Annotated in this window: 19 protein-coding genes and 1 tRNA gene; 17 read left to right on the top strand and 3 right to left on the bottom strand. The window is 73.0% G+C overall.

Going from position 1 to position 23,057, the window contains the following annotated elements:
* The first annotated feature begins 53 nt into the window (after positions 1 to 53).
* The 14 genes from trpC to FXF68_RS18990 all read left to right on the top strand — a co-directional run bounded on the left by trpC (position 54) and on the right by FXF68_RS18990 (position 17,044).
* A complete protein-coding gene (gene trpC, locus FXF68_RS19055) occupies positions 54 to 860 on the top strand; it encodes an indole-3-glycerol phosphate synthase TrpC (protein WP_148761103.1) in 807 nt (268 codons plus the stop codon).
* A gap of 145 nt (positions 861 to 1,005) precedes the next feature.
* Positions 1,006 to 2,229 (top strand): tryptophan synthase subunit beta, encoded by a 1,224-nt coding sequence (trpB, locus tag FXF68_RS19050; RefSeq protein WP_148761101.1) that lies wholly within the window; start codon positions 1,006 to 1,008, stop codon positions 2,227 to 2,229.
* Positions 2,226 to 3,038: a tryptophan synthase subunit alpha gene (gene trpA, locus FXF68_RS19045; RefSeq protein ID WP_148761099.1), complete on the top strand. Its 813-nt coding sequence runs from the start codon at positions 2,226 to 2,228 to the stop codon at positions 3,036 to 3,038. Before trpB ends, trpA begins: the two co-directional genes overlap by 4 nt.
* Before the next feature lie 223 nt (positions 3,039 to 3,261).
* On the top strand, positions 3,262 to 3,753 hold the full coding sequence (locus FXF68_RS19040) for a vitamin K epoxide reductase family protein (protein WP_148761097.1): 492 nt from the start codon (positions 3,262 to 3,264) through the stop codon (positions 3,751 to 3,753).
* A 57-nt stretch (positions 3,754 to 3,810) separates the two neighbouring features.
* Complete coding sequence (locus tag FXF68_RS19035; RefSeq protein WP_148761095.1) at positions 3,811 to 4,587, top strand: DsbA family protein; 777 nt, start codon at positions 3,811 to 3,813, stop codon at positions 4,585 to 4,587.
* A gap of 161 nt (positions 4,588 to 4,748) precedes the next feature.
* Positions 4,749 to 5,567, top strand: a complete 819-nt coding sequence (locus FXF68_RS19030) for a DsbA family protein (protein ID WP_148761093.1) — start codon at positions 4,749 to 4,751, stop codon at positions 5,565 to 5,567.
* Between the two features lie 43 nt (positions 5,568 to 5,610).
* Positions 5,611 to 6,798: a prolipoprotein diacylglyceryl transferase gene (lgt, locus tag FXF68_RS19025; RefSeq protein WP_148761091.1), complete on the top strand. Its 1,188-nt coding sequence runs from the start codon at positions 5,611 to 5,613 to the stop codon at positions 6,796 to 6,798.
* 25 nt (positions 6,799 to 6,823) lie between these two features.
* Positions 6,824 to 7,537 (top strand): VIT1/CCC1 transporter family protein, encoded by a 714-nt coding sequence (locus FXF68_RS19020; RefSeq protein ID WP_148761089.1) that lies wholly within the window; start codon positions 6,824 to 6,826, stop codon positions 7,535 to 7,537.
* Positions 7,538 to 7,620: 83 nt separating this feature from the next.
* Entirely contained in the window at positions 7,621 to 8,415 is a 795-nt protein-coding gene (locus tag FXF68_RS42445; RefSeq protein ID WP_187438013.1) for a hypothetical protein, read from the top strand.
* A 67-nt stretch (positions 8,416 to 8,482) separates the two neighbouring features.
* Positions 8,483 to 9,631, top strand: coding sequence for a hypothetical protein (locus tag FXF68_RS19010; protein ID WP_148761087.1), 1,149 nt, complete (start codon positions 8,483 to 8,485; stop codon positions 9,629 to 9,631).
* 298 nt (positions 9,632 to 9,929) lie between these two features.
* Positions 9,930 to 14,510: a glutamate synthase large subunit gene (gene gltB / locus FXF68_RS19005; RefSeq protein WP_148761085.1), complete on the top strand. Its 4,581-nt coding sequence runs from the start codon at positions 9,930 to 9,932 to the stop codon at positions 14,508 to 14,510.
* An 18-nt stretch (positions 14,511 to 14,528) separates the two neighbouring features.
* On the top strand, positions 14,529 to 15,992 hold the full coding sequence (locus tag FXF68_RS19000) for a glutamate synthase subunit beta (RefSeq protein ID WP_148761083.1): 1,464 nt from the start codon (positions 14,529 to 14,531) through the stop codon (positions 15,990 to 15,992).
* Positions 15,993 to 16,071: 79 nt separating this feature from the next.
* Positions 16,072 to 16,494 (top strand): helix-turn-helix transcriptional regulator, encoded by a 423-nt coding sequence (locus tag FXF68_RS18995; protein WP_246178801.1) that lies wholly within the window; start codon positions 16,072 to 16,074, stop codon positions 16,492 to 16,494.
* Positions 16,495 to 16,591: 97 nt separating this feature from the next.
* Entirely contained in the window at positions 16,592 to 17,044 is a 453-nt protein-coding gene (locus tag FXF68_RS18990) for a VOC family protein (RefSeq protein ID WP_148761081.1), read from the top strand.
* A gap of 11 nt (positions 17,045 to 17,055) precedes the next feature.
* Here the strand turns inward: FXF68_RS18990 and FXF68_RS18985 are convergent, their stop codons facing one another.
* Positions 17,056 to 18,483 carry a pyridoxal phosphate-dependent decarboxylase family protein gene (locus FXF68_RS18985; protein WP_148761079.1) on the bottom strand — a complete coding sequence of 476 codons (1,428 nt, stop codon included), beginning with the start codon at positions 18,481 to 18,483 and terminating at the stop codon, positions 17,056 to 17,058.
* 344 nt (positions 18,484 to 18,827) lie between these two features.
* Between FXF68_RS18985 and FXF68_RS18980 the strand changes: the two genes are divergently transcribed.
* A complete protein-coding gene (locus FXF68_RS18980) occupies positions 18,828 to 19,706 on the top strand; it encodes a hypothetical protein (protein ID WP_148761077.1) in 879 nt (292 codons plus the stop codon).
* Between the two features lie 13 nt (positions 19,707 to 19,719).
* On the opposite strand, the gene FXF68_RS18975 is transcribed toward FXF68_RS18980, so the two are convergent.
* The gene (locus tag FXF68_RS18975; RefSeq protein ID WP_148761075.1) at positions 19,720 to 20,409 is read right to left on the bottom strand and encodes a helix-turn-helix domain-containing protein; all 690 of its coding nucleotides are present in this window, start codon (positions 20,407 to 20,409) and stop codon (positions 19,720 to 19,722) included.
* Between the two features lie 67 nt (positions 20,410 to 20,476).
* Here FXF68_RS18975 and FXF68_RS18970 point away from each other — a divergent pair, with 67 nt between their 5' ends.
* Together FXF68_RS18970 and pyk are read left to right on the top strand one after the other, a co-directional pair.
* Positions 20,477 to 21,034, top strand: a complete 558-nt coding sequence (locus tag FXF68_RS18970) for a type 1 glutamine amidotransferase domain-containing protein (protein ID WP_148761073.1) — start codon at positions 20,477 to 20,479, stop codon at positions 21,032 to 21,034.
* A gap of 161 nt (positions 21,035 to 21,195) precedes the next feature.
* Positions 21,196 to 22,626, top strand: coding sequence for a pyruvate kinase (gene pyk, locus FXF68_RS18965; protein ID WP_148761071.1), 1,431 nt, complete (start codon positions 21,196 to 21,198; stop codon positions 22,624 to 22,626).
* Positions 22,627 to 22,954: 328 nt separating this feature from the next.
* On the opposite strand, the gene FXF68_RS18960 is transcribed toward pyk, so the two are convergent.
* Positions 22,955 to 23,027 (bottom strand) — tRNA-Leu (locus tag FXF68_RS18960).
* Positions 23,028 to 23,057 lie beyond the last annotated feature (30 nt).

Genomic DNA, 23,057 nt, shown 5'->3' with positions numbered 1-23,057 from the left:
GGGGGCGGCTACGATCGGTGCACGGAACGACCTGAAATAGGGGGCCTGCGACCTTGAGCGTTTTGGACGAGATCGTGGAGGGCGTCCGGGCCGATCTCGCCGAAAGGCAGCGGGACGTCCCGCTCGGCGCCCTGAAGGAGAAGGCCGCGGCGGCCGAGGCCCCGCGGGACGCGCTCGCCGCGCTGCGCGGCCCCGGCGTCACCGTGATCGCCGAGGTCAAGCGGAGCAGCCCGTCCAAGGGCGCGCTCGCCGCCATCGCCGACCCCGCCGCGCTCGCCCGCGACTACGAGTCCGGCGGCGCGAAGGTGATCAGCGTGCTGACCGAGCGGCGCCGGTTCGGCGGCAGCCTGGACGACCTCGCCGCCGTCCGTGCCAACGTCGGCGTCTGCGTCCTCCGCAAGGACTTCATCGTCACCTCCTACCAGCTGTGGGAGGCCCGCGCGCACGGCGCCGACATGGCCCTGCTGATCGTCGCCGCCCTGGAGCAGGACGCCCTCGTCTCGCTGGTCGAGCGCGCCGAGTCGATCGGGCTCGTCCCGCTCGTCGAGGTCCACACCGAGGACGAGGTCGCCCGCGCCGTCGACGCCGGCGCCAAGGTCATCGGCGTGAACGCCCGCGACCTGCGGACGCTGAAGGTCGACCGCGAGGTGTTCGCCCGGGTCGCGCCGCTCATCCCGAAGAACGTCGTGAAGATCGCCGAGTCCGGCGTGCGCGGCCCGCACGACCTGCTCGCCTACGCCTCCAACGGCGCCGACGCCGTGCTGGTCGGCGAGAGCCTCGTGATCGGCCGCGACCCGCGGTCCGCCGTCGCCGACCTCGTCGCCGCCGGAGCGCACCCGGCGCTGCGGCAGGGCGGCTGACCGTTCCGGGCCGTGGGGGCCGTCCCCCACGAGGACTAGATAGGGTTCAGACATGCAGGCCGAGCCGCTCCGGGAGCGATGGCGGGGCTGATCCGTACCCCCGAGACCGATCAGCCGCTCTTCGCATGACAGGACGCGTTTACCCATGACCATCGACACCGCGCGCGGTGCGCTGCCCGACGCCACGGGCCACTTCGGATCGTTCGGCGGGCGCTTCGCCCCCGAGGCGCTGATGGCGGCGCTCGACGAGCTGACCCGCGAGTTCGAGACCGCCAGGAACGACCCCGCGTTCACCGGGGAACTGAACGACCTCCTCGCGAGCTACGCGGGGCGCCCCAGCCTGCTGACGGAGGCCAGGCGCTTCTCCGAGCGCGCGGGCGCCCGCGTGCTGCTGAAGCGCGAGGACCTCAACCACACCGGCTCCCACAAGATCAACAACGTGCTGGGCCAGGCGCTGCTCACCCGCCGGATGGGCAAGTCCCGGGTGATCGCCGAGACGGGCGCGGGCCAGCACGGCGTCGCCACCGCCACGGCCGCCGCCCTGCTCGGCCTCGACTGCGTCGTCTACATGGGCGAGGTCGACACCGAGCGGCAGGCGCTGAACGTCGCGCGGATGCGGATGCTCGGCGCTGAGGTCGTCCCGGTGAAGAACGGCAGCCGCACCCTCAAGGACGCCTGCAACGAGGCGTTCCGCGACTGGGTCGCCACCGTCGACGACACCCACTACTGCATCGGGTCCACGATGGGCCCGCACCCGTTCCCGATGATGGTCCGCGACTTCCAGCGGATCATCGGGGTCGAGGCCAGGCGGCAGTGCCTGGAGCTCACCGGGTCCCTGCCGGACGCCGTCGTCGCCTGCGTCGGCGGCGGCTCCAACGCGATCGGCGCGTTCCACGCCTTCGTCCCGGACGAGTCCGTCAAGCTGTACGGGTTCGAGGCGGGCGGCGACGGCGTCGGCTCCGGGCGGCACGCCGCGACGCTGGTCGGCGGCTCGCTCGGCGTCATCCACGGCATGCGCACCTACCTGCTCCAGGACGACGACGGCCAGACCCTGGAGACCCACTCGATCTCCGCGGGCCTCGACTACCCCGGCGTCGGCCCCGAGCACTCCTGGCTGCGCGACTCCGGCCGCGCCGAGTACCGCGCGATCACCGACGCCGAGGCGATGGACGCCTTTTCCCTGCTCTGCCGCACCGAGGGGATCATCCCGGCCATCGAGTCCGCGCACGCGCTCGCCGGCGCGCTCAAGGTCGGCCCCGAGCTCGGCCCGGACGCCACGCTCGTGGTGTGCCTCTCCGGCCGCGGCGACAAGGACATGCACACGGCCGCCGGATTCTTCGGCCTGATGCCCGAGGGAGACGGCGAATGACCGCCCAGACCGCCTACGACAAGGCCAAGGCGGAGGGCCGCGCCGCGCTCGTCGGCTACCTGCCCGCCGGGTTCCCCACCCGCGAGGGCTCGATCGACGCGCTGAAGACGATGGTCGACGCGGGCTGCGACGTCATCGAGATCGGCCTGCCCTACACCGACCCGATGATGGACGGCCCCGTCATCCAGGACGCCGTCCACCAGGCGCTGGTCGGCGGCGCCCGCGTCGCCGACGTGTTCCGGACGGTCGAGGCCGTCGCCGCCACCGGCGTCCCCACCCTCGTCATGACGTACTGGAACCCGGTCGACCACTACGGCGTCGACCGGTTCGCCCGCGACCTCGCGTCCGCCGGCGGCGCCGGGCTGATCACGCCCGACCTCACGCCGGAGGAGGGCGGCGCGTGGCTCGCGGCGTCCGACGAGCACGGCCTCGACCGGGTGTTCCTCGTCGCGCTCAGCTCCACCGACGAGCGGCTCGAGAAGATCACCGGGGCGTCCCGCGGGTTCGTCTACGCGGCGTCCCTGATGGGCGTGACCGGCGCCCGCACCGCCGTCGACACGGGCGCGCCCCGGCTGGTGGAGCGCACCCGCGCGTTCATCGAGAAGGGCGGCGCGCCACTGCCGGTCGGGCTCGGGCTCGGCGTCGGGACCGGCGCGCAGGCCGCCGAGGTCGCCGGGTTCGCCGACGGGGTGATCGTCGGGTCGGCGTTCGTCCGGCGGCTGCTGGAGGCGCCCGACCTCGCGTCCGGGCTGGCCGGGCTCCGCGCGCTCACCGAGGAGCTCGCGGCGGGAGTCCGCGGCGGTCGCTGACCGTCACGGGCGGCGACCGTTCGCGGGCGTCCGCCCACCGCGGGGACGTCGCCGCTGATCACGTCCGCGGCCGTCCGGCGGCGGGGTCCGACCCGCCGCCGGACGTGCCGGGAGGCGCCCGGGAACTCCCGGACGGTGCCTCCGAGTTGATGCTTGTGGTATCGCCGGTCTCCCGTAAGGTGTGTTCGCCGGGTGTGGCGGTCCTGGAAGGATCACGATCACGATGACGCAAGAGATGACGGCGAAGGGCCGGGCCAAGACGGCCGCTTCGCCGCTGCCCCCCGCCTGGTTTCAGGCGGTGGCCTGGATACTGACGCTCGCCGGGTTCGGGATATCGGTCTATTTGACGATCACGCACTACGACGACGGCGCGCTGGTGTGCTCGGCGTCCAAGACCGTCGACTGCCACGCGGTCACGACGAGCGAGTACTCCACGCTGCTCGGGATCCCCATGCCCCTGCTGGGGCTGGCGTTCTTCGTGGCGTTCGCCGCGCTGATCACGCCGTGGGCGCTGCGCTCGACATGGCCGCCCATCCGCTGGGGACGGATCGCGAGCGTCTCGGTGGGCGTGCTGTTCGTCGTCTACCTCGTGACCGTGGAGTTCGCCATCCTGCACAAGATCTGCCTGTGGTGCAGCGGGGTCCACGTGGTCACCGTCCTGCTGTTCCTGCTCGTCTTGATCGACGAATTCCGGCGGATCGGTCAGGTCGACTAGTCTCGCCGTGACCGCGCCGCACGGTGGCGGTGCGGCCCCCACGCAATAGGAGAACCAATGAGCAAGGCCGCACGAGAGCGCTCCGCGAGGGAGCGCCTGGCCGCCGACCGGAAGAAGCAGGCGGCGCGTGCGAAGCAGCGGCGGCTGCTCGCCATCGTCATCGGATCGGTGGTGGCGGTGGCGGTGATCGTGGTCGGGGCCGTCCTGATCGCCGATCACCAGAGCAAGAACGGCAAGGCCCAGGTCCACCAGGGCGCGCTCGCCCCGCTCAGCCGCCAGGGCGACGGCTCCATCGTGATGGCGCAGAACGGGGTGTCCAAGCCCGAGTTGGAGATCTTCGAGGACTTCCAGTGCCCGATCTGCAAGCAGTTCGAGCAGAGCAGCGGCAAGACCGTCATCGAACTGGCCCAGCAGGGCAAGGTGAAGGTCGTCTACCGGCCGTTCCACCTGTTCGGCCAGCAGAAGGACCCGGTCAAGATCAACTCGCTGCGGTCGGCCGAGGCGGCGCTCTGCGTGCCCGCCGACAAGTGGATCTCCTACCACGACGCGCTCTTCAAGTTCCAGCCGGTCGAGGGCGAGAAGGGCTTCTCGCCCGACGACCTCGTCAAGTGGGGCAAGGACATCGGCATCTCCGACCCGAACTTCGAGAAGTGCGTCCGGGACGGGCAGAAGAAGTCCACGGTCGACTCGATGACCAAGTACGCGCTCCAGGACCGCGGCGTCGACGGCACGCCCACCGTGTTCCTGGACGGCAAGAAGCTCGACCAGTCGCAGTTCATGAACCCGGGCGCGCTGCGCGCGACGGTCGACGCCGCCAAGGCCGCCGGGAAGTGACCGCTCCGCCGAGCTGAGTCTTCGCGGGCGACCCGCCCGCCGCCGCGCCGCGCCGTCCCGCCCGGGACGGCGCGGCGCGGCGCTTTTCCCCGGCCGGGGCGACCCGTCCCCGCTACGCTCGTGGACGCACGCAATCACGTACCGTGCCGATCGGGGGATCGATGAGCGAGCAGGGCAGGGGGCCGCGGACTCCCGCGGACGGGCGGACGCGCACCGAGGCGGGGGAGCGGCGGCGGCGCCTGCTGGTGGTCGTCCTCGGCGGGGTCGCCGCGGCGGCGGTCGCGGTCGCGGTGGTCGTCGTGGCCGCCGCCCGCCACGGCGGGGACGGAACGCTGGAGAGCGGCTACGACGGCCCGCTGGCGCCGACGGCGCGGGAGCAGTACGGCGCCGTCGCGATGGGGCGGCCCGGCGTGACGACGCCCGTCCTCGACCTGTACGAGGACTTCCAGTGCCCCGCCTGCCGGGCGCTGGAGAGGCGGATCGGCGGGACGCTCAAGCAGCTCGCCGCCGAGGGCCGGGCCAGGGTCGTCTACCGGCCGTTCCAGCTCTTCCAGCAGGAGCCGCTGATGTCGAACTCGCGGCGGGCGGCGAACGCCGCGGCCTGCTTCCCGGCCGGCGCGTGGGTGCGGTACCACGACAAGCTCTACGGCGAGCAGCCGCCGGAGGGCGACGTCGGCTTCCGCAACCAGGATCTGATCGACTGGGGGAGGCGGCTCGGCGCCACCGGCCCCGAGTTCGCCGACTGCGTCAACCGCTCCCAGCAGATCGACCAGGTGGAGAAGGCGAGCGCCCAGGCCGGGAGGGCGGGCGTCGACGCCACGCCGTTCCTCGCGCTGAACGGGAAGCGGGTCGACGACGACGTCCTCGGCTCGCCGGACGAGCTCCGCAAGGCCGTCGCTGCGGTGGGCGGGGAGCGCCGAGCACCCGGCGGCGGCCGCGCCACGGGCGTGGCGGCGGGCCGCCACCAGGCGCGCCCGTAGAGATCGCGGCGCGCCGCGCCGCGTGGGGGTACCCTCATCGGTCATGCACCCGCTGGCATACATCCCGAGTCCTTCGCAGGGCGTCTGGCACCTCGGGCCCATCCCGATCCGCGCCTACGCCGTCATGATCATCCTTGGCATCGTCGTCGCGGTCTGGCTGGGCGAAAAGCGCTGGGCCGCGCGGGGCGGCACGCCGGGCGTGGTCATCGACGTCGCCGTGTGGGCGGTGCCGTTCGGCCTCGTCGGCGGGCGCCTCTACCACGTCCTCACCGACTACCAGCGCTACTTCGGGTCCGACGGGGACCCGGTCAGGGCGCTGGAGATCTGGCGGGGCGGCCTCGGCGTCTGGGGCGCGATCGGGCTCGGCGCGGTCGGCGCGATCATCGGCTGCCGGCGGCGCGGGATCTCCACCCTGGCGCTCGCCGACGCGGTCGCGCCGGGGATCGTCCTCGCGCAGGGCATCGGCCGCTGGGGCAACTACTGGAACCAGGAGCTGTACGGCCGCCCGCTCGACACCTTCTGGGCCATCAAGATCGACGAGAACCACCGCCCGGTGCTGGACGGCGGGCCCGCGCTCGACCCGAAGTACGCCGACGTCGCGACCTACCACCCGACGTTCCTGTACGAGTTCCTGTGGTGCCTCGGCGTCGCGGCCCTGGTGATCTGGGCCGAGCGCCGCTACAAGCTCACGCACGGCCGCGCGTTCGCGCTGTACGTCGCCGCCTACACGGTCGGACGCGGCTGGATCGAGGCCCTCCGCATCGACGAGGCCCACCACGTCCTCGGCCTGCGGCTCAACGACTGGACGTCGCTCATCCTGCTGCTCGGCGCGATCGGCTACATCTACTGGGCGCGCGACAGGAACGAGCCGCTGAACGTCGTCGTCGCGACGGCGGAGGACGCCTCCGGCGGCCCGGCCGGGGACGCTCCCGCCGACGCCGAGCCGGGCGCGTCCGAAGACGCGGTCGACCTCACGAAGGAGCCCGAGCCCAACGACGGGGGCGGGGACGAAGGCGAGGCCGAAGGCGGGGACGACCGGCCCGCCGAGGACGCCGCCCCCGAGACCGAGGACCCGGGCGACGAGACCGCCGCCGCGTCCGACGAGGACGAGGACGAGCCGCCCGCGGCCGGCGCCGCGACCGCGGCGGCGGACCCGGAGGCCGAGGCGGCCGAGGAGCCCGAAAAGGTCGAGAAGGCCGAGAAGGCCGAGCCCGTCAAGGACGGGAAGTAGGCCCGGGAGCACCGGTGCGGAGAAGATGACCAGCGGGAGGACGGGCGGGCCGCCGGAGCGCCATCACCAGCACCGCGACGTCACCGGCGGCTGGCTGCGTCCGGCCGTGTTCGGCGCGATGGACGGCCTCGTCTCCAACTTCGCGCTGATCGCGGGCATCGCGGGTGGGCAGGCGTCGGCGAAGGTCGTCCTGCTGGCGGGGCTGGCGGGCCTCGCCGCCGGGGCGTTCTCGATGGCGGCGGGGGAGTACATCTCGGTCGCGTCCCAGTCGGAGCTGGCGGAGGCGGAGATCGAGGTCGAGCGGCGCGAGCTCGCCCGGCATCCGGCGGCCGAGGAGCGGGAGCTGGCCGGGGTGTTCGAGGCGCGCGGCGTCGACCCGGAGACGGCGGCGGAGGTCGCGCGGCAGCTCTCCCGCGACCCGGACGAGGCCCTCCAGGTCCACACGCGGGAGGAGCTCGGCGTGACGCCGGGCGACCTGCCGTCCCCGCTGCTCGCGGCGGGTTCGTCGTTCCTGTCGTTCGCGGTCGGGGCGCTGCTGCCGGTGCTGCCGTACCTGCTCGGCGCGTCCAGCCTGTGGCCCGCGGCGGGCATCGCCGGGCTCGGCCTGTTCGCGGCGGGCGCGCTGGTGTCGAAGGTGACGACCCGCGCCTGGTGGTTCGGCGGGACGCGGCAGCTCCTGTTCGGCGCGGCCGCCGCCGCGATCACCTACGGCGTGGGCGCCCTCATCGGAACCGGCTGATCCTTCGGGCCGGGGGCCTGTGGAAACTGGATGAAACGCCCTTTTGGCCACGCGGCGGCACCGGGGCCGCTAAGCTCCGGGACGTGATCGAGGCTCGTGACACAGGCTCCCCCGAAGCCGGGCCCGAGGGCCGCGGAAAGGACTTCTGGCCGGACGAGAAGCCCGGCCGCCGCCGCCCCGCCCCGAAGCTCCTGTACGGCGCGGCCGCCGCGCTGGTCGTGGTGATCGCCGCCGTGGCGGCGGCCGTCGTGCTGACCGGCGGCGGCGACGACGAGGCCGCCCCGCGGAAGGTGACCCCGGTCGCCTACACGCCGGACTACAACGGCGAGGGGTTCAAGGCGATCGCGAACCGGACCGCGGACGCCCGCGCGATCACCGAGGGCGAGGCGTTCGCCGCGAAGGACCTGAAGTCCGGCTCGTACGTCTTCAAGCTCGCCGCGAAGGACCTCGCGTCCGACTGCAAGACCGCGACCTGGGGCGCCCGCCTGCAGGGCGACCTCGCGAAGCTCGGCTGCACGCAGGTCGTCCGGGCCGCGTACGTGAGCGCCGACAAGAAGTACACCGGCCAGTTCATCGTGATCAACATGGCGGGCCAGGAGGGCGTCGAGCAGGTCCTGCGCGACCTCGACCCGCAGACCGACGCGGGCTGGGTGCTGCCGCTGAAGATGCCGGACGTCCCCGCGTTCGGGGCCGGGTTCAGCGCCGCCTACGCCAAGACCTACGGCCACTACGCCGTGATCACGGCGGTGGAGCGGACCGGCGGGAAGCGCCCCGACTCGCTGAACGAGATGATCGACGTGAGCCTGGTCATCGAGAACGCGGCCGACTTCCTGTACGGGCGGATGGACCTCGCCTCCACCGGAAGGCCCGGCCAGTGACGGATGAGACAGTGATGAGGGGGCGCGCGGGCGTGTCACCTCTCGCCGGGCAGTAGTCTCCCCGGTCGTGGACCCCGACGAATCCCGCCGCGGCGGCGGCCCCCGGCGGACGCCGCCGGTGAGCCGCGCGGGCCGCGGCCGCCCCGCCGCCCGCCGGACGAGCGCGGGCGGCCCGCGCCGGAGCGCCGCGGGCCGCCGCCCGGCGCCGCGTGCCGGCCGCCCCGTCCCGCCGCCGCGCCCGCCGTACGAGGACGAGCCGCAGCACCACGAGCCGCAGTACGCCGAGCCGCACTACAACGAGCAGCACTACAACGAGCAGCAGTACAACGAGCCGCACTACGGCGAGCAGCACTACGGGGAACCGCCGCACGGCGACGCCATGGCCCCGCCTCCCGGCCCCGGCCGGAAGCCGAAGGGGCGCGCGCGGCGCGGCGCGAAACCGGCCGCCGCACGGCGACCGTCCGCGAAGGGCGGCAAGGGCGGGTTCGGCCCGAAGCTGTACTTCGGCGCGGCGGCGGCGCTGGCCGTGCTCGTGCTGCTCGGCCTGGCCGCCGTCACGGTCCTGGACGGCGGCGGCGCCGACACCCGCGACACCGCCGCCGCGAAGATCGGGAAGCCCGCCGGGAACGGCCTGTCGCCCGACTCCTACTCCAGCTCGCCGTCGTCCGGGGCGTACGCGGGGATCGTGTCGCGGAGCGCCGATCCGAAGCCGCTGACGATCGAGGAGGCGTTCCCCGCCTCGGCCGCGGCGCTGTCGGTCCCGGACGGCGACGTCGAGGTGAAGCTGCGGGCCAAGCGCCTGGACGCCGACTGCGCCGCCGCCGCGTGGGGCGCGACCGTGGTCGAGACGCTCGGCAAGGGCGGCTGCACGCAGGCGGCGCGCGGGATCTACGCGGGCCCGAAGGGCGGCTACGGTCTCGCCGTCGCGGTGTTCAACCTGGCCGGGTCGGCGGACGCGGACCGGTTCGTCGCGACGCTGGAGCACACGATCGGCGCGGGGTTCGTCCGGCCGCTGGAGGCGCCCGCGCCGCTGGACGGCTTCGGGCACGGGTTCGGCATGGCCCGCGGCCTCGCCATGGGCCACTTCGCCGTGGTCACGTGGGCGCAGCGGCTGGACGGCACGGGCGACGAGAAGGACGCGACGCTGCTGTCCCTGCTCATCGAGGGGGGCAAGGCCCCGGCGGTGCTCGGCCGCGCCGCCCGCACCGCTCAGTAGCGACCTTCCCGGTGATCCTTAAGGTTTCCGGCAAGTAACGTAAAGAGGGCCATAAACCTCGGGCCCCGGGTGATGATTTTCACCGAGGTCAGGGCACTTCCTCCCATGATCGGACGGCTAGTCTGGTCTAAACCATTGTGAGATGACCCGGGTCGATCTGCGCGGAGAAGTTTCGCGATCCGGTCGGGTCGGGCATGTTCCCGACAGTGATGTAATGTCATCTCACCGCAGCAGGGCCAACGTCGTCCCGAGCCTGCACTGACACAGAAGCAGTGACACGACGACGACGGGAGGGTTGATGGCTGCTGCTGCCCTCACACCTGCTGCCCGCACTCCGGACGCGGTGGGCCGCGCGCGCCCCCAGGGCCTGTACGACCCCGCCAACGAGCACGACGCCTGCGGTGTCGGCATGGTCGCCGACATGCGCGGGCGCAAGAGCCACGACATCGTGCAGAAGGCCCTGACGGTCCTGAAGAACCTCGACCACCGCGGGGCGGTCGGCGCCGAGCCCGACGACGGCGACGGCGTCGGCATCCTCGTCCAGATCCCGGACGCCTTCTTCCGCGAGGTCTGCGACTTCCCACTCCCCGAGCCCGGCGCGTACGCCGCGGGCATCGCGTTCCTTCCGTCCGACGGCGACGCGCGCGCCGCCGTGACCGCGCACGTCGAGGCGCTCTGCGCGGACGAGGGCCTCACCGTCCTCGGGTGGCGCGAGCTGCCGCACGACCCCGCCTTCACCGGCCCCGCCGCGCGCCGCGTCATGCCCCACTTCGCGCAGCTGTTCGTCGCCCCGGCGGCGGGCGGCCCGCACGAGGGCAAGACGGGCCTGGAACTGGACCGTGCCGTGTTCTGCATGCGCGAGCGCGCCGAGCAGGACGTCGCGGTCTACTTCCCGAGCCTGTCCAGCCGGACGATCGTCTACAAGGGGATGCTGACCACCCCGCAGCTTGAGCCGTTCTTCCCCGACCTGTCCGACCGCCGGTTCAGCAGCGCGATCGCGCTCGTCCACTCGCGGTTCTCGACCAACACGTTCCCGGCCTGGGAGCTGGCCCACCCGTACCGGTTCATCGCGCACAACGGCGAGATCAACACGGTGAAGGGCAACCGGAACTGGATGCGGGCCCGCGAGGCGCTGCTGAAGTCCGACCTGATCCCGGGCGACCTGTCCCGGATCTACCCGGTGATCGACATCGAGGCCAGCGACACCGCCTCGTTCGACGAGTGCCTGGAGCTGCTGCACCTCGGCGGGCGGTCGCTGCCGCACGCCGTGCTGATGATGATCCCGGAGGCGTGGGAGAACCACGCCGAGATGGACGCCGAGCGCCGCGCGTTCTACGAGTTCCACTCCACGCTCATGGAGGCGTGGGACGGCCCCGCCAGCGTCAGCTTCACCGACGGGACCGTCGTCGGCGCCGTCCTCGACCGGAACGGGCTGCGCCCCGGCCGGTACTGGGTGACCGCCGACGGCCTGGTGGTGCTCGCCAGCGAGGCGGGCGTGCTCGACATCCCGGCCGCGGACGTCGTCCGGAAGGGGCGGCTGCAGCCCGGCAAGATCTTCCTGGTGGACACGGCCGCCGGGCGGATCGTCGAGGACGACGAGGTCAAGGCCGAGCTGGCCGCCGAGCACCCGTACGGGGAGTGGCTGCACGAGGGCCTCGTCCGGTTCGAGGAGCTGCCGCACCGCGAGCGGGAGATCCCGACCCACGAGACGCTGGTGCGGCGGCAGCAGACGTTCGGGTACACGCTCGAAGAGCAGCGGATCATCCTGTCGCCGATGGCGAGGACCGGGGCCGAGCCGATCGGGTCGATGGGCACCGACACCCCGATCGCCGTCCTGTCGGAGCGGCCGCGGCTGCTGTTCGACTACTTCAAGCAACTGTTCGCGCAGGTCACGAACCCGCCGCTGGACGCGATCCGCGAGGAGCTCGTCACCTCGCTGCAGTCCACGCTCGGGCCCGAGGGCAACCTCCTGGAGCCGGGTCCCGACTCGTGCCGGCGGCTCGTGCTGCCCACCCCGATCCTGGACAACGACGAGCTCTCCAAGATCATCCACATCGACGACGAGGGGTCGCTGCCGCACCTGCACGCGCACGTCGTCCACGGCCTGTACGAGGTCGCGGGCGGGGGAGCGGCGCTGGAGGCGCGGCTCGCGGAGATCAACGCCGAGGTGAGCCGGGCCATCGACGGCGGGGCGCGCATCATCGTCCTGTCGGACCGGGGCGCGGACGCGGCGCGGGCCGCGATCCCGTCGCTGCTGCTCACCGGGTCCGTCCACCACCACCTGATCCGGGAGAAGACCCGGACGCGGGTCGGGCTCGTGATCGAGACCGGCGAGGCCCGCGAGTGCCACCACATGGCGCTGCTCATCGGGTACGGCGCGTCCGCGATCAACCCCTACCTCGCGATCGAGACCGTCGAGGACCTCGTCCGCGGCGGCGTGATCGAGGGCGTGGACGCGCCGACGGCCGTGCGGAACCTCGTGAAGGCGTACGGCAAGGGCGTCCTGAAGGTCATGTCGAAGATGGGCGTGTCGACGGTCGCGTCCTACACCGGCGCGCAGATCTTCGAGGCGATCGGGCTCGGCGCGGACGTCGTGGACCGCTGCTTCACCGGCACCACGTCCCGGCTCGGCGGCGTCGGCTTCGACGTGCTGGCCCGCGAGGTCGCCGGCCGGCACGCGCACGCCTACCCGCCCGGCGGCAACGACCTCGCGCACCGCACCCTCCAGGTCGGCGGCGAGTACCAGTGGCGCCGCGAGGGCGAGCCGCACCTGTTCGACCCGGAGACGGTGTTCAAGCTCCAGCACGCCACCCGCACCCGCCGCTACGAGATCTTCAAGGAGTACACGGCGCGGGTCGACTCGCAGGCCGAGCGGCTGATGACCCTGCGCGGCCTGTTCCGGCTCCGCGACGGGGAGCGGGAGCCCGTCCCGATCGACGAGGTCGAGCCGGTGTCGGAGATCGTCAAGCGGTTCTCCACCGGCGCGATGTCCTACGGCTCCATCTCCGCCGAGGCGCACGAGACCCTCGCGATCGCGATGAACCGGCTCGGCGGCAAGTCCAACACCGGCGAGGGCGGCGAGGACCCGATCCGCTTCGCCCCGGACCCGAACGGCGACCTGCGGCGCAGCGCGATCAAGCAGGTGGCGTCCGGGCGGTTCGGCGTGACGTCGGAGTACCTCACGAACTCCGACGACATCCAGATCAAGATGGCGCAGGGCGCGAAGCCCGGCGAGGGCGGCCAGCTGCCCGGCCACAAGGTGTACCCGTGGATCGCCAAGACCCGGCACTCCACGCCCGGCGTCGGCCTCATCTCGCCGCCGCCGCACCACGACATCTACTCGATCGAGGACCTCGCGCAGCTCATCCACGACCTGAAGAACGCCAACCCGGCGGCGCGGGTGCACGTCAAGCTCGTCGCCGAGGTCGGCGTCGGGACGGTCGCGGCCGGCGTGTCCAAGGCGCACGCCGACGTCGTGCTGATCTCCGGCCACGACGGCGGCACCGGCGCGTCCCCGCTGACGTCGCTCAAGCACGCGGGCGCGCCGTGGGAGCTCGGGCTCGCCGAGACGCAGCAGACGCTGCTGCTCAACGGGCTCCGCGACCGGATCGTCGTGCAGACCGACGGGCAGATGAAGACCGGCCGGGACGTCGTCGTCGCCGCGCTGCTCGGCGCGGAGGAGTACGGCTTCGCGACCGCGCCGCTCGTCGTGTCGGGCTGCGTGATGATGCGGGTCTGCCACCTCGACACCTGCCCGGTCGGCGTCGCCACCCAGAACCCGGTGCTGCGGCAGCGGTTCGCCGGGAAGCCCGAGTTCGTCGTGAACTTCTTCGAGTTCGTCGCGCAGGAGGTCCGCGAGCACCTCGCGGCCCTCGGGTTCCGGTCGCTGGACGAGGCGATCGGCCACGTCGAGATGATCGACGCGCGCCGGGCCGTGGAGCACTGGAAGGCCGCCGGGCTCGACCTCACGCCGGTCCTGCACCGGCCGGACGTCCCGGACGGCGCGGCGCTGCGCCGCACCACCGTCCAGGACCACGGGCTGGAGAAGGCCCTCGACAACACGCTGATCCAGCTCTCCGAGGGCGCGGTCTCCTTCGGCGACGCGGTCACGCTGGAGCTGCCGATCCGCAACGTCAACCGGACGGTCGGCACCATGCTCGGCCACGAGGTCACCAAGCGGCACGGCGGCAACGGCCTGCCGGACGACACCATCGACGTGACCTTCACCGGCTCGGCGGGGAACTCGTTCGGCGCGTTCGTCCCGCGCGGCATCACGCTGCGGCTGGTCGGCGACGCCAACGACTACGTCGGCAAGGGCCTGTCCGGCGGGCGGCTGACGCTGCGGCCTCCGGCGGACGCCGGGTTCGCCGCCGAGGAGCAGATCATCGGCGGCAACGTGATCCTGTACGGGGCCACGTCCGGCGAGCTGTTCGCGCGGGGCGTCGTGGGCGAGCGGTTCTGCGTCCGCAACTCCGGCGCGACCGCCGTCGTGGAGGGCGCCGGCGACCACGCCTGCGAGTACATGACCGGCGGCCGCGCCGTCATCCTCGGCCGGACGGGGCGCAACCTCGCGGCCGGGATGTCCGGCGGCATCGCCTACGTCCTCGACCTGGTGCCCGAGCGGGTCAACGGCGAGATGGTGGACCTGGAGCCGCTCGACGACGCCGACCTGGAGTTCGTCCGGACGCTCGTCGGCCGGCACCTCGCCGAGACCGGCTCGGCGGTCGCCCGCCGCCTGCTGGACGACTGGGACGCCGCCGCGGCCCGCTTCACCAAGATCATGCCGCGGGACTACCGGCGCGTCCTCGACGCCATGGCGCGGGCCGAGGCCGAGGGACGCGACGTCGACGAGGCCGTCATGGCCGCCGCGCAGAGCTGAGAGGGGGGCTTCCCGAACATGGCCGACCCGAAGGGTTTCCTCACCGTCCGGCGGGAGCTCCCGAAGCGCCGCCCGGTCGACGTCCGCATCCGGAGCTGGTCCGAGGTCTACGAGGACTTCGGCGGCGACCGGCTGGAGAAGCAGGCGAGCCGCTGCATGGACTGCGGCATCCCGTTCTGCCACCAGGGCTGCCCGCTCGGCAACCTCATCCCCGAGTGGAACGACCTCGTCTACCGGCACGACTGGCGGGAGGCGATCGAGCGGCTGCACGCCACGAACAACTTCCCGGAGTTTACCGGGAGGCTGTGCCCCGCCCCGTGCGAGAGCGCCTGCGTCCTCGGCATCAACCAGGACCCGGTGACCATCAAGCGGGTCGAGGTCGAGATCATCGACCGGGCGTTCGCGGAGGGCTGGGTGGTACCGCGCCCGCCCGCCGTGAAGACCGGCAGGAAGGTCGCGGTCGTCGGCTCCGGGCCCGCGGGCCTCGCCGCCGCGCAGCAGCTCACCCGCGCCGGGCACGACGTCACCGTCTACGAGCGCGCCGACCGGATCGGCGGCCTGCTCCGCTACGGCATCCCCGAGTTCAAGATGGAGAAGCGGCACCTCGACCGGCGCCTCGACCAGATGCGCGCCGAGGGCACCGTCTTCAGGACCTCGGTGGACGTGGGCGTGGACGTCACCGCCGACGAGCTGCGGGCCGGGCATGACGCCGTCATCCTCGCGGGCGGCGCGACCGTGTGGCGCGACCTGCCCGTCCCCGGACGCGAGCTCAAGGGCGTCTACCAGGCGATGGAGTACCTGCCGCCGTCCAACCGGGCGCAGGAGGGCGACTTCGCGGAGTCGCCGATCTCGGCGAAGGGCAAGCACGTCGTCGTCATCGGCGGCGGCGACACCGGCGCCGACTGCATCGGCACGGCGATCCGGCAGGGCGCCGCGTCCGTCACCCAGTTGGAGATCATGCCGCGGCCGCCGGAGTCGCGTCCGGACGCCCAGCCGTGGCCGACCTACCCGATGCTGTTCAAGGTGGAGAGCGCCCACGAGGAGCTCGCGGACCTCGGCGGCGACCGCGTCTACGCCGTGTCCACCACCGAGTTCGCCGGGGACGCGGACGGCAACGTCCGGGCCCTGCGGCTCGTGGAGGTCGGCGGCCCCGAGACCCGGTTCCAGCCGGTCGAGGGCACCGAGCGGGAGATCCCCGCCGAGCTCGTCACCCTCGCGATGGGCTTCCTCGGCCCGCAGCGCGAGGGCCTCCTCGACCAGCTCGGCGTGGACCTCGACCAGCGCGGCAACGTGTCCCGCGACCGCGACTACAAGACGTCGGTGGACGGCGTCTTCGCCGCGGGCGACATGGGCCGCGGCCAGTCCCTGATCGTCTGGGCCATCGCCGAGGGCCGCGCCGCCGCCCACGGCGTGGACGCCTACCTCAACGGCCGGACGAACCTGCCCTATCCCATTCCGCCTACAGCTCGCCCGCTTACCTGATCGCAAGGGAAAGGCCCTGGAGACGTTGGTCTCCAGGGCCTTTCCCATCTCTGTCGGTGCGATGTGTCAGCATCGGAGGATGGGAAGCGGGGTGTCGGTGCACGACACCGAGGTGCTGCGGCGGATGCGGATGGCGCGGGACGCCATGGACCGCGACTGGAGCGAGCCGCTGGACGTGGCCGCCGTCGCCGCCCGCGCGGGCTACTCGCCGTACCACTTCGTCCGGCTGTTCGGGGAGGTGTACGGGGAGACCCCCGGGCGGTACCTGGCGCGGCGGCGCATCGAGCGCGCCCAGGACCTGCTCCGCACCGCGAACCTCACCGTCACCGAGATCTGCATGCTGGTCGGCTTCACGAGCCTCGGCACGTTCTGCACGCGGTTCAAGCGGCAGGTGGGCATGACGCCGACCGAGTTCCGCAGGCGGGCCCGCGCCGGCGGCGGGGCGGCCGCCGTCCCCGGCTGCTTCGTGCTGTTCTGGGCGGGCGGCTTCAGCGGGGACTGATCGCGCGAGGGTTCGCAATTATCGAGAAGTCCGCAGGCCCGGACGCTTTCTAGCGTGGACGCACCACGTCCGGAACGTCCGCCGAGGAGGCACGGAAATGATCACGAGACTGGGGCTGGCCACGGCCTGGGTCCTCGACCAGGACTCCGCCATCGAGTTCTTCACCGGGAAGCTCGGCTTGGAGCTGCGCGACGACATGACGCTCGGCGAGGGCGGCATGCGCTGGGTCACCGTCGGCGCGAAGGACCAGCCCGAGCTGAGCCTCGCGCTCATGGTCCCCGGCCCGCCCACCATGGACCCCGAGTCCGCCGGGCACATGAGGGCGCTCATCGCGAAGGGCGTCCTCGGCGCCGGGGCGTTCAACACCGACGACTGCCAGGGCGACTACGAGCGGTTCTCCGCCGCGGGCGTCGAGTTCGTCCAGAAGCCGGAGAAGCGGCCCTACGGCATCGAGGCCCTGTTCCGTGACGACTCGGGCTGCTGGTACAGCCTCACCCAGCCGTTCGAGGAGCTGGACGAGAGCGCGGGCTGGGGCCCCTGCGCGACCTGACGCGCGCCCGGTCAGCCCCGGACGGCGGGGGCCAGTTCGTGCAGGACGTCCACGAGGAGTTCCACGTCGGCCTTCGTCGTCCGCCAGTTCACCAGGGCGGGACGGAACACCGTCATGCCCCGGTAGGTGCTGGTGCCCGCGAACACGCGGCCGTCCGCGATCAGCGCCTCGCCGAGGCGCGCGTTCAGGTCGTCGAGGCGGCTCTCCGCCACGCCCTCCGGCCGGTACCGGAAGCAGACGATGCAGAGCTGGACCGGCGCGAGCAGCTCCAGGTCCGGGGACGCCTCGACCAGCTCGCCGAGGTGCCGGGCGACGTCGAGGTGCCGCTCGACCATCTCGCGGTAGCCGTCCCGCCCGTAGGCGCGGAGCGTCGCCCAGATCGGCAGCGCCCGCGCCCGCCGGGACGACTCCGGGCCCAGCATGTTGTAGTTGATCCGCTCGTCGTCCTCGTCCGGCAGGTACGCCGCGCCCCACGCGCCGAACGAGCGGCTCAGCAGCGACCGGTCGCGGACGAACGAGAACCCGCTCTCGTACGGGACGTTCAGCCACTTGTGCCCGTCCGCCGTCACCGAATCGGCACGTTCCACGCCGCGCGCCAGATGCTCGGTGCGCGGCGACAGCGCGGCGAACATCCCGAACGCGCCGTCCACGTGCAGCCAGGCGCCGTGCCGCTCCGCGAGGTCGGCGAGGTCGCCGATCGGGTCGGAGTCGCCGGTGTTCACGTCGCCGAGGTTCGCCACGATCACCGCGTGGCCGTTCACGCGGGAGAGGGCCGCGTCCATCGCGTCGAGGTCGACGCGGCCCGCGTCGTCCCGCGCGAACGTGCGGAGCGTGTCGCGTCCGCAGCCGAGGATCTGCAGCGCCTTCCGGGTGCTGACGTGCACCAGCCCGCTGCTGAACACCGGCATCTGCGGCAGGCCCGCGAGGCCGCGGGACGTGACGTCCACGCCGTAGCCGTCCGCCCACCGGTACCGGGCGCACGCGAGGCCCGTCACGTGCGCGAGCGTCGCGCTCGGCGTGAGCACGCCGCCGAACTCGGCGGGCAGCCCGAACAGCTCCTTCAGCCAGCGCAGCGCGACCGTCTCCGCGCGGGCCGCGAACGGTGAGAGCACCCACAGGCCCGCGCCCTGGTCGAGCAGGGACGTCGTCCAGTCGCCCGCCATCGCCGCCGGCGTCGACCCGCCCACCACGAAGTGGAAGCAGCGCGGCCCGGACGAGTGCGTCGCCGCGGCCGTCCCGACGCGCAGCAGCCGCTCCACCGCGGCGACGGACCCGTCGCCCTCGGCGGGGAGGGGGCCGTCCAGCTCGTCGAGCAGCGCGTCCCGCGACGGATCGTGGACCGGACGCCCGCCCAGCCCGCCGAGGTACGGCTCCGCCGCCCCCGCCACCACCGCGAGCGGGTCGCCCGCGACGTCACGTTCGTCCAGTGGATCACTCATGCCGGACAGCAGACCACAAACGCGGTCCGTCCGGAAACGGCCGTCCGGGCAGGGGGCGGACGAACCGATCGTCGTCACGCTTCGCGTACCGCGTGCCACTTGTGGACTTCGGGCCCGTCGGCTACCGTCCCGCCAAGGTCCGCGACGCGGCCGCGGTACGGCCCGAGCCCGTCCGAGCGGCGGCGGACCGCCCGCTCCCGCACCCCGCACGCGGGACACCGAGGGCCCGGCCACTCACCGCTGGGGTGGTCGGGCCCACCGCGTTCCCCGTTCCCGCGTGTCCGTTTCCTGCGTGTCCGTTTCCTGCAAGACCGGCCGGAAGCGGCCGTCCTAGCGTGGACGGCATGAGAGTCCTGCACGGCACCGGCCTCGACCGCGCCGCCGAGTTCATGCGCCTCAACGGCCGCCTCATCGACCGCCGCCGGTTCGCCCTCCACTTCCGCGGCGGGCTTCCCGGACCGGTCGTCGCGGCCCTGCGCGGCTACGAGAACACGGACGGCGGCTACGGCCACGCCCTCGAACCCGACCTGCGCGGCGAGGCGAGCCAGCCCGTCCCCGCGCAGCACGCCCTCGACGTCCTCCACCAGGCCGGGGCCGACGACGACCCGGCGGTGAACCGGATCGGCGGCTACCTGGCGTCGATCACCGGCGCGGACGGGGGAGTGCCGTTCGTGCTGCCGTCCGTCCGGGACGCGCCGCACGCGCCCTGGTGGCAGGCGGCGGACGAGCCGACCGGCGCCATCAACCCGACCGGCAGCCTCGCCGGGAGGCTCCACCGGGCGGGCTCATCGCACCCCTGGATCGGCCCCGCGACGGACTTCTGCTGGCGCTACCTGGAGGACGGCGGCATCGAGCCGGGGCCCTACGACGCCCTGTCCATCCTGACCTTCCTCGACCACGTCCCCGACCGCGAGCGGGCCGAGGCGGTCTTCGCCCGCGTCCGCGACGCGCTCGCCGCGCCCGTCTCCCTCGACCCGCACGCGGCCGGGGCCCGGCATCTCCCGCTCGACTTCGCGCCGTTCCCCGGCGGGTTCGGGCAGCGGCTGTTCGCGGACGACGTCATCGACGCCCACCTGGACGCGCTGATCGACGCGCAGGACGACGACGGCGGCTGGGACATCGACTTCCTCGTCTGGACGCCGATCACCCGTCCCGAATGGCGCGGCCACGTCACCGTCGAGTGCCTCCGGACGCTCCGCGCCTACGGCAGGCTCAAGCCCTGACGGGCGGTCGCGCCTAGGCGGCGAGCAGGTTCCGGACGGGCTCGCCCGCGAGGTCCCGCACCTCGTGCGCGAAATGCGCCTGGTCGGCGTAGCCCGCCGCGAACGCCGCGCCCGCGAGCGGCTCGCCCGCGCGGGCCAGCGCCAGCGCCCGCTGGAAGCGCAGCACCCGCTGCAGCGTCTTCGGCCCGTACCCGAACGCCGCCAGCGACCGCCGCCGGAGCTGCCGCTCGCTGAGGCCGAGGCCGTCGGCCACGTCCCGCACCGACCCTCCGGCGAGCCCCGCCAGCACGCCCGGGACGATCGGGTCCGCCGGCCGGATCCGCGCGCTGACGGCCGCGACGAGCGTGCCGAGCGGGTCGTCCGCCGCCGCGACCGCGTCGGCCAGCCGGTCGGCCTCGCCGCCCCACAGGTCGCGCAGCGGGACCCGGGCGTCCCGGATCGCGTCGGCCGGGACGCCGAGCGCGGGCGGGGCCGTCCCCGGCCCGAACCGCACCGCCGCGACCGTGTGACCCGGCGGCATGACCGCCGGAATGGGCCCCGTGTCCGGACCCGCCACGAGGATCCCGGCCGGGGACCACATGACGTCCACGCAGCCGTCCGGGACGACGCGCTGTGTGAACGGCTCCACGTCCGGCGGGAGGGCCGCCGTCCAGGCGCAGGCCAGCCCCGGCGCCGGGAGCTCGCGGTATCCGGTGGGATTCACGCTTCCTGCATACCACCCGTCCTCCCGGGCAGGGCAATCGGTAAGCCATCAACACACGGAGGGCAATATGCCGAACAATGATCTTCAAGGCCGGACCATCGCCTTCCTCTGCGCCCCGGAGGGCACCGAGCAGGTCGAGCTGACCGAGCCCTGGAAGGCCGTCGAGAAGGCCGGGGGCACGCCGCGGCTCGTGTCCACCGAGTCCGGACGGCTCCAGGCGTTCGACCACCTCGACAAGGCCGACACCTTCCCCGTCGACACCACCGTGGACGTCTCGGACCACACCGAGTTCGACGGCCTCCTCCTCCCCGGCGGCGTCGCCAACCCCGACTTCCTGCGGACGCAGCCGAAGGCCGTCGCGTTCGCCAGGTCGTTCTTCGACGCGGGCAAGCCGGTCGCGGTCATCTGCCACGGCCCCTGGACGCTGATCGAGGCGGACGTCGTCCGCGGCCGCACCCTCACGTCCTGGCCGAGCCTCCAGACCGATCTGCGCAACGCGGGTGCGACATGGGTGGACGAGGAGGTACACATCTGCGACGAGGGGCCGAACATCCTCGTCAGCAGCCGCAAGCCGGACGACCTCAAGGCGTTCTCGCAGGCCGCCGTCGACGCCTTCAAGCCCTGACCGGCGGTCCGGCGACAGGGGCTCGGCAGGGCTCGACGTGGTTCAACGGCGCGGCGGCCAGATGTGGTCTAGACCTCTGAGCTAGACCAATCGGTGAACCGGGGACGACCATATCCTGCACGAATATCGGTACCGGCGGGTAACTAAGTACCGTTGTTGCCGTGACGCGTCGAGCCAAGATTGTCAGCACCATCGGTCCCGCCTGCTCCAGCGCGGAGCAGATCACCGCTCTCGTCGAGGCGGGCATCGACGTCGCCCGGCTCAACATGAGCCACGGCGACTACGCCGTCCACGAGGAGGTCTACCACCGGGTCCGGGCCGCCGCCGAGGCGACCGGGCGCGGCGTCGGCGTCCTCGCCGACCTGCAGGGCCCCAAGATCCGCATCGGCCGCTTCCCGGACGGCCCCGTACGGCTCACGCTCGGCGACGAGTTCACCGTCACGACCGAGGACGTCCCCGGCACCCGCCGCGAGGTGTCCACCACCTACCAGGGGCTGCCCGGCGACGTCGGGCCCGGTGACACGATCCTCATCGACGACGGCCGGGTCGCCCTGAAGGTCACGTCCGTCGAGGGCACCCGCGTGCACACCACGGTGACCGTCGGCGGCATGGTGTCCGACAACAAGGGGCTGAACCTCCCCGGCGTGCCGGTCAGCGTCCCCGCCCTCACCGAGAAGGACGAGCGCGACCTGCGCTGGGCCCTGCGGCTCGGCGTCGACCTCGTCGCGCTGTCGTTCGTCCGCACCCCGGCCGACGCCGACATCTGCTACCAGATCATGGAGGAGGAGGGCGTCCGCGTCCCCCTCATCGGCAAGATCGAGAAGCCGCAGGCGGTGGAGCGGCTGCCCGAGATCGTCGCCGCCTTCGACGGGATCATGGTCGCCCGCGGCGACCTCGGCGTCGAGCTGCCGCTCGAACAGGTCCCGATCGTGCAGAAGCGCGCGATCGAGCTGTGCCGCGAGAAGGCCCGGCCGGTGATCGTCGCCACCCAGATGCTGGAGTCGATGATCTCCTCGCCGCGGCCCACCCGCGCCGAGACGTCCGACGTCGCGAACGCCGTGTTCGAGGGCGCCGACGCCGTGATGCTCTCCGGCGAGACGAGCGTCGGGCAGTACCCGATCGAGTCCGTCCTGACGATGAGCCGGATCGTGCAGACCGCCGAGCAGGCCTCGCTGCAGGCCACCCACACGCTGCAGCGGATGCCGGAGACGGTCGGCGGCGCCATCGCTCGGGCCGCCGCCGAGGTCGGCGCGATCGTCGGCGCGGAGGCCCTCGCGGCGTTCACGATGTCCGGCGAGACGGCGCGCCGGCTGTCGCGCTACCGGTCGCCGATCCCGCTGCTGGCGTTCACGTCGGTGCCCGCCGTCCGGGGGCGGCTCGCGCACGTGTGGGGGGTGGAGACGTTCGTCGTCCCGCACGCCCACCACACCGACGCCATGTTCGGGCAGGTCGAGCAGGCGCTCCTCGAACTCGGCCGGTGCCAGAAGGGCGACAAGGTCGTCGTCGTGGCGGGCTCGCCGCCCGGCACGCCGGGCTCGACCAACGCGCTGCGCGTCCACGCCATCGGCGACGCGATCGGCATCCAGCACTGACGGCCGGCGCCGACGGCCGACACCGACGGCCGGCACCGGCTCCGACCATCGGCGGCGCTGACGCCGCCCGCCCCGGCCGGGCGCCGCGCGACCGCACCCCGCGCGGCGCCCGGCCCTTTCTCCCGGCTTTCCCGGGTCCGCCCGGCGAAAATTGCGCACCGCGCAGGGATCACCGGCCGGTCTCAATTCCCTTTCGCTCCGGAAAAGCGAGCGACGCCGACCCGCCCGAGCGAACTCACGAACGGGGCGCGGTGCGGGGCGTCCACGACCATGGAGGCGTCCATGGGACGGATGAGCCGGGCCGCGAAGCGGCGGACGCGGAGAAAAGTGCCCCGAGTGGGATTCGAACCCACACTTGATGGTGTTTGAGACCATTTCCTCTGCCGTTGGGATATCGGGGCTCAGGTCCGGATAAACCGGACACCTGGGTT

This window comes from Actinomadura decatromicini (genome assembly GCF_008121305.1).
Taxonomy (GTDB): Bacteria; Actinomycetota; Actinomycetes; order Streptosporangiales; family Streptosporangiaceae; genus Spirillospora; species Spirillospora syzygii.
Note: the sequence above shows the minus strand (reverse complement) of the source record. Positions and strands in the feature narration are given on the sequence as shown.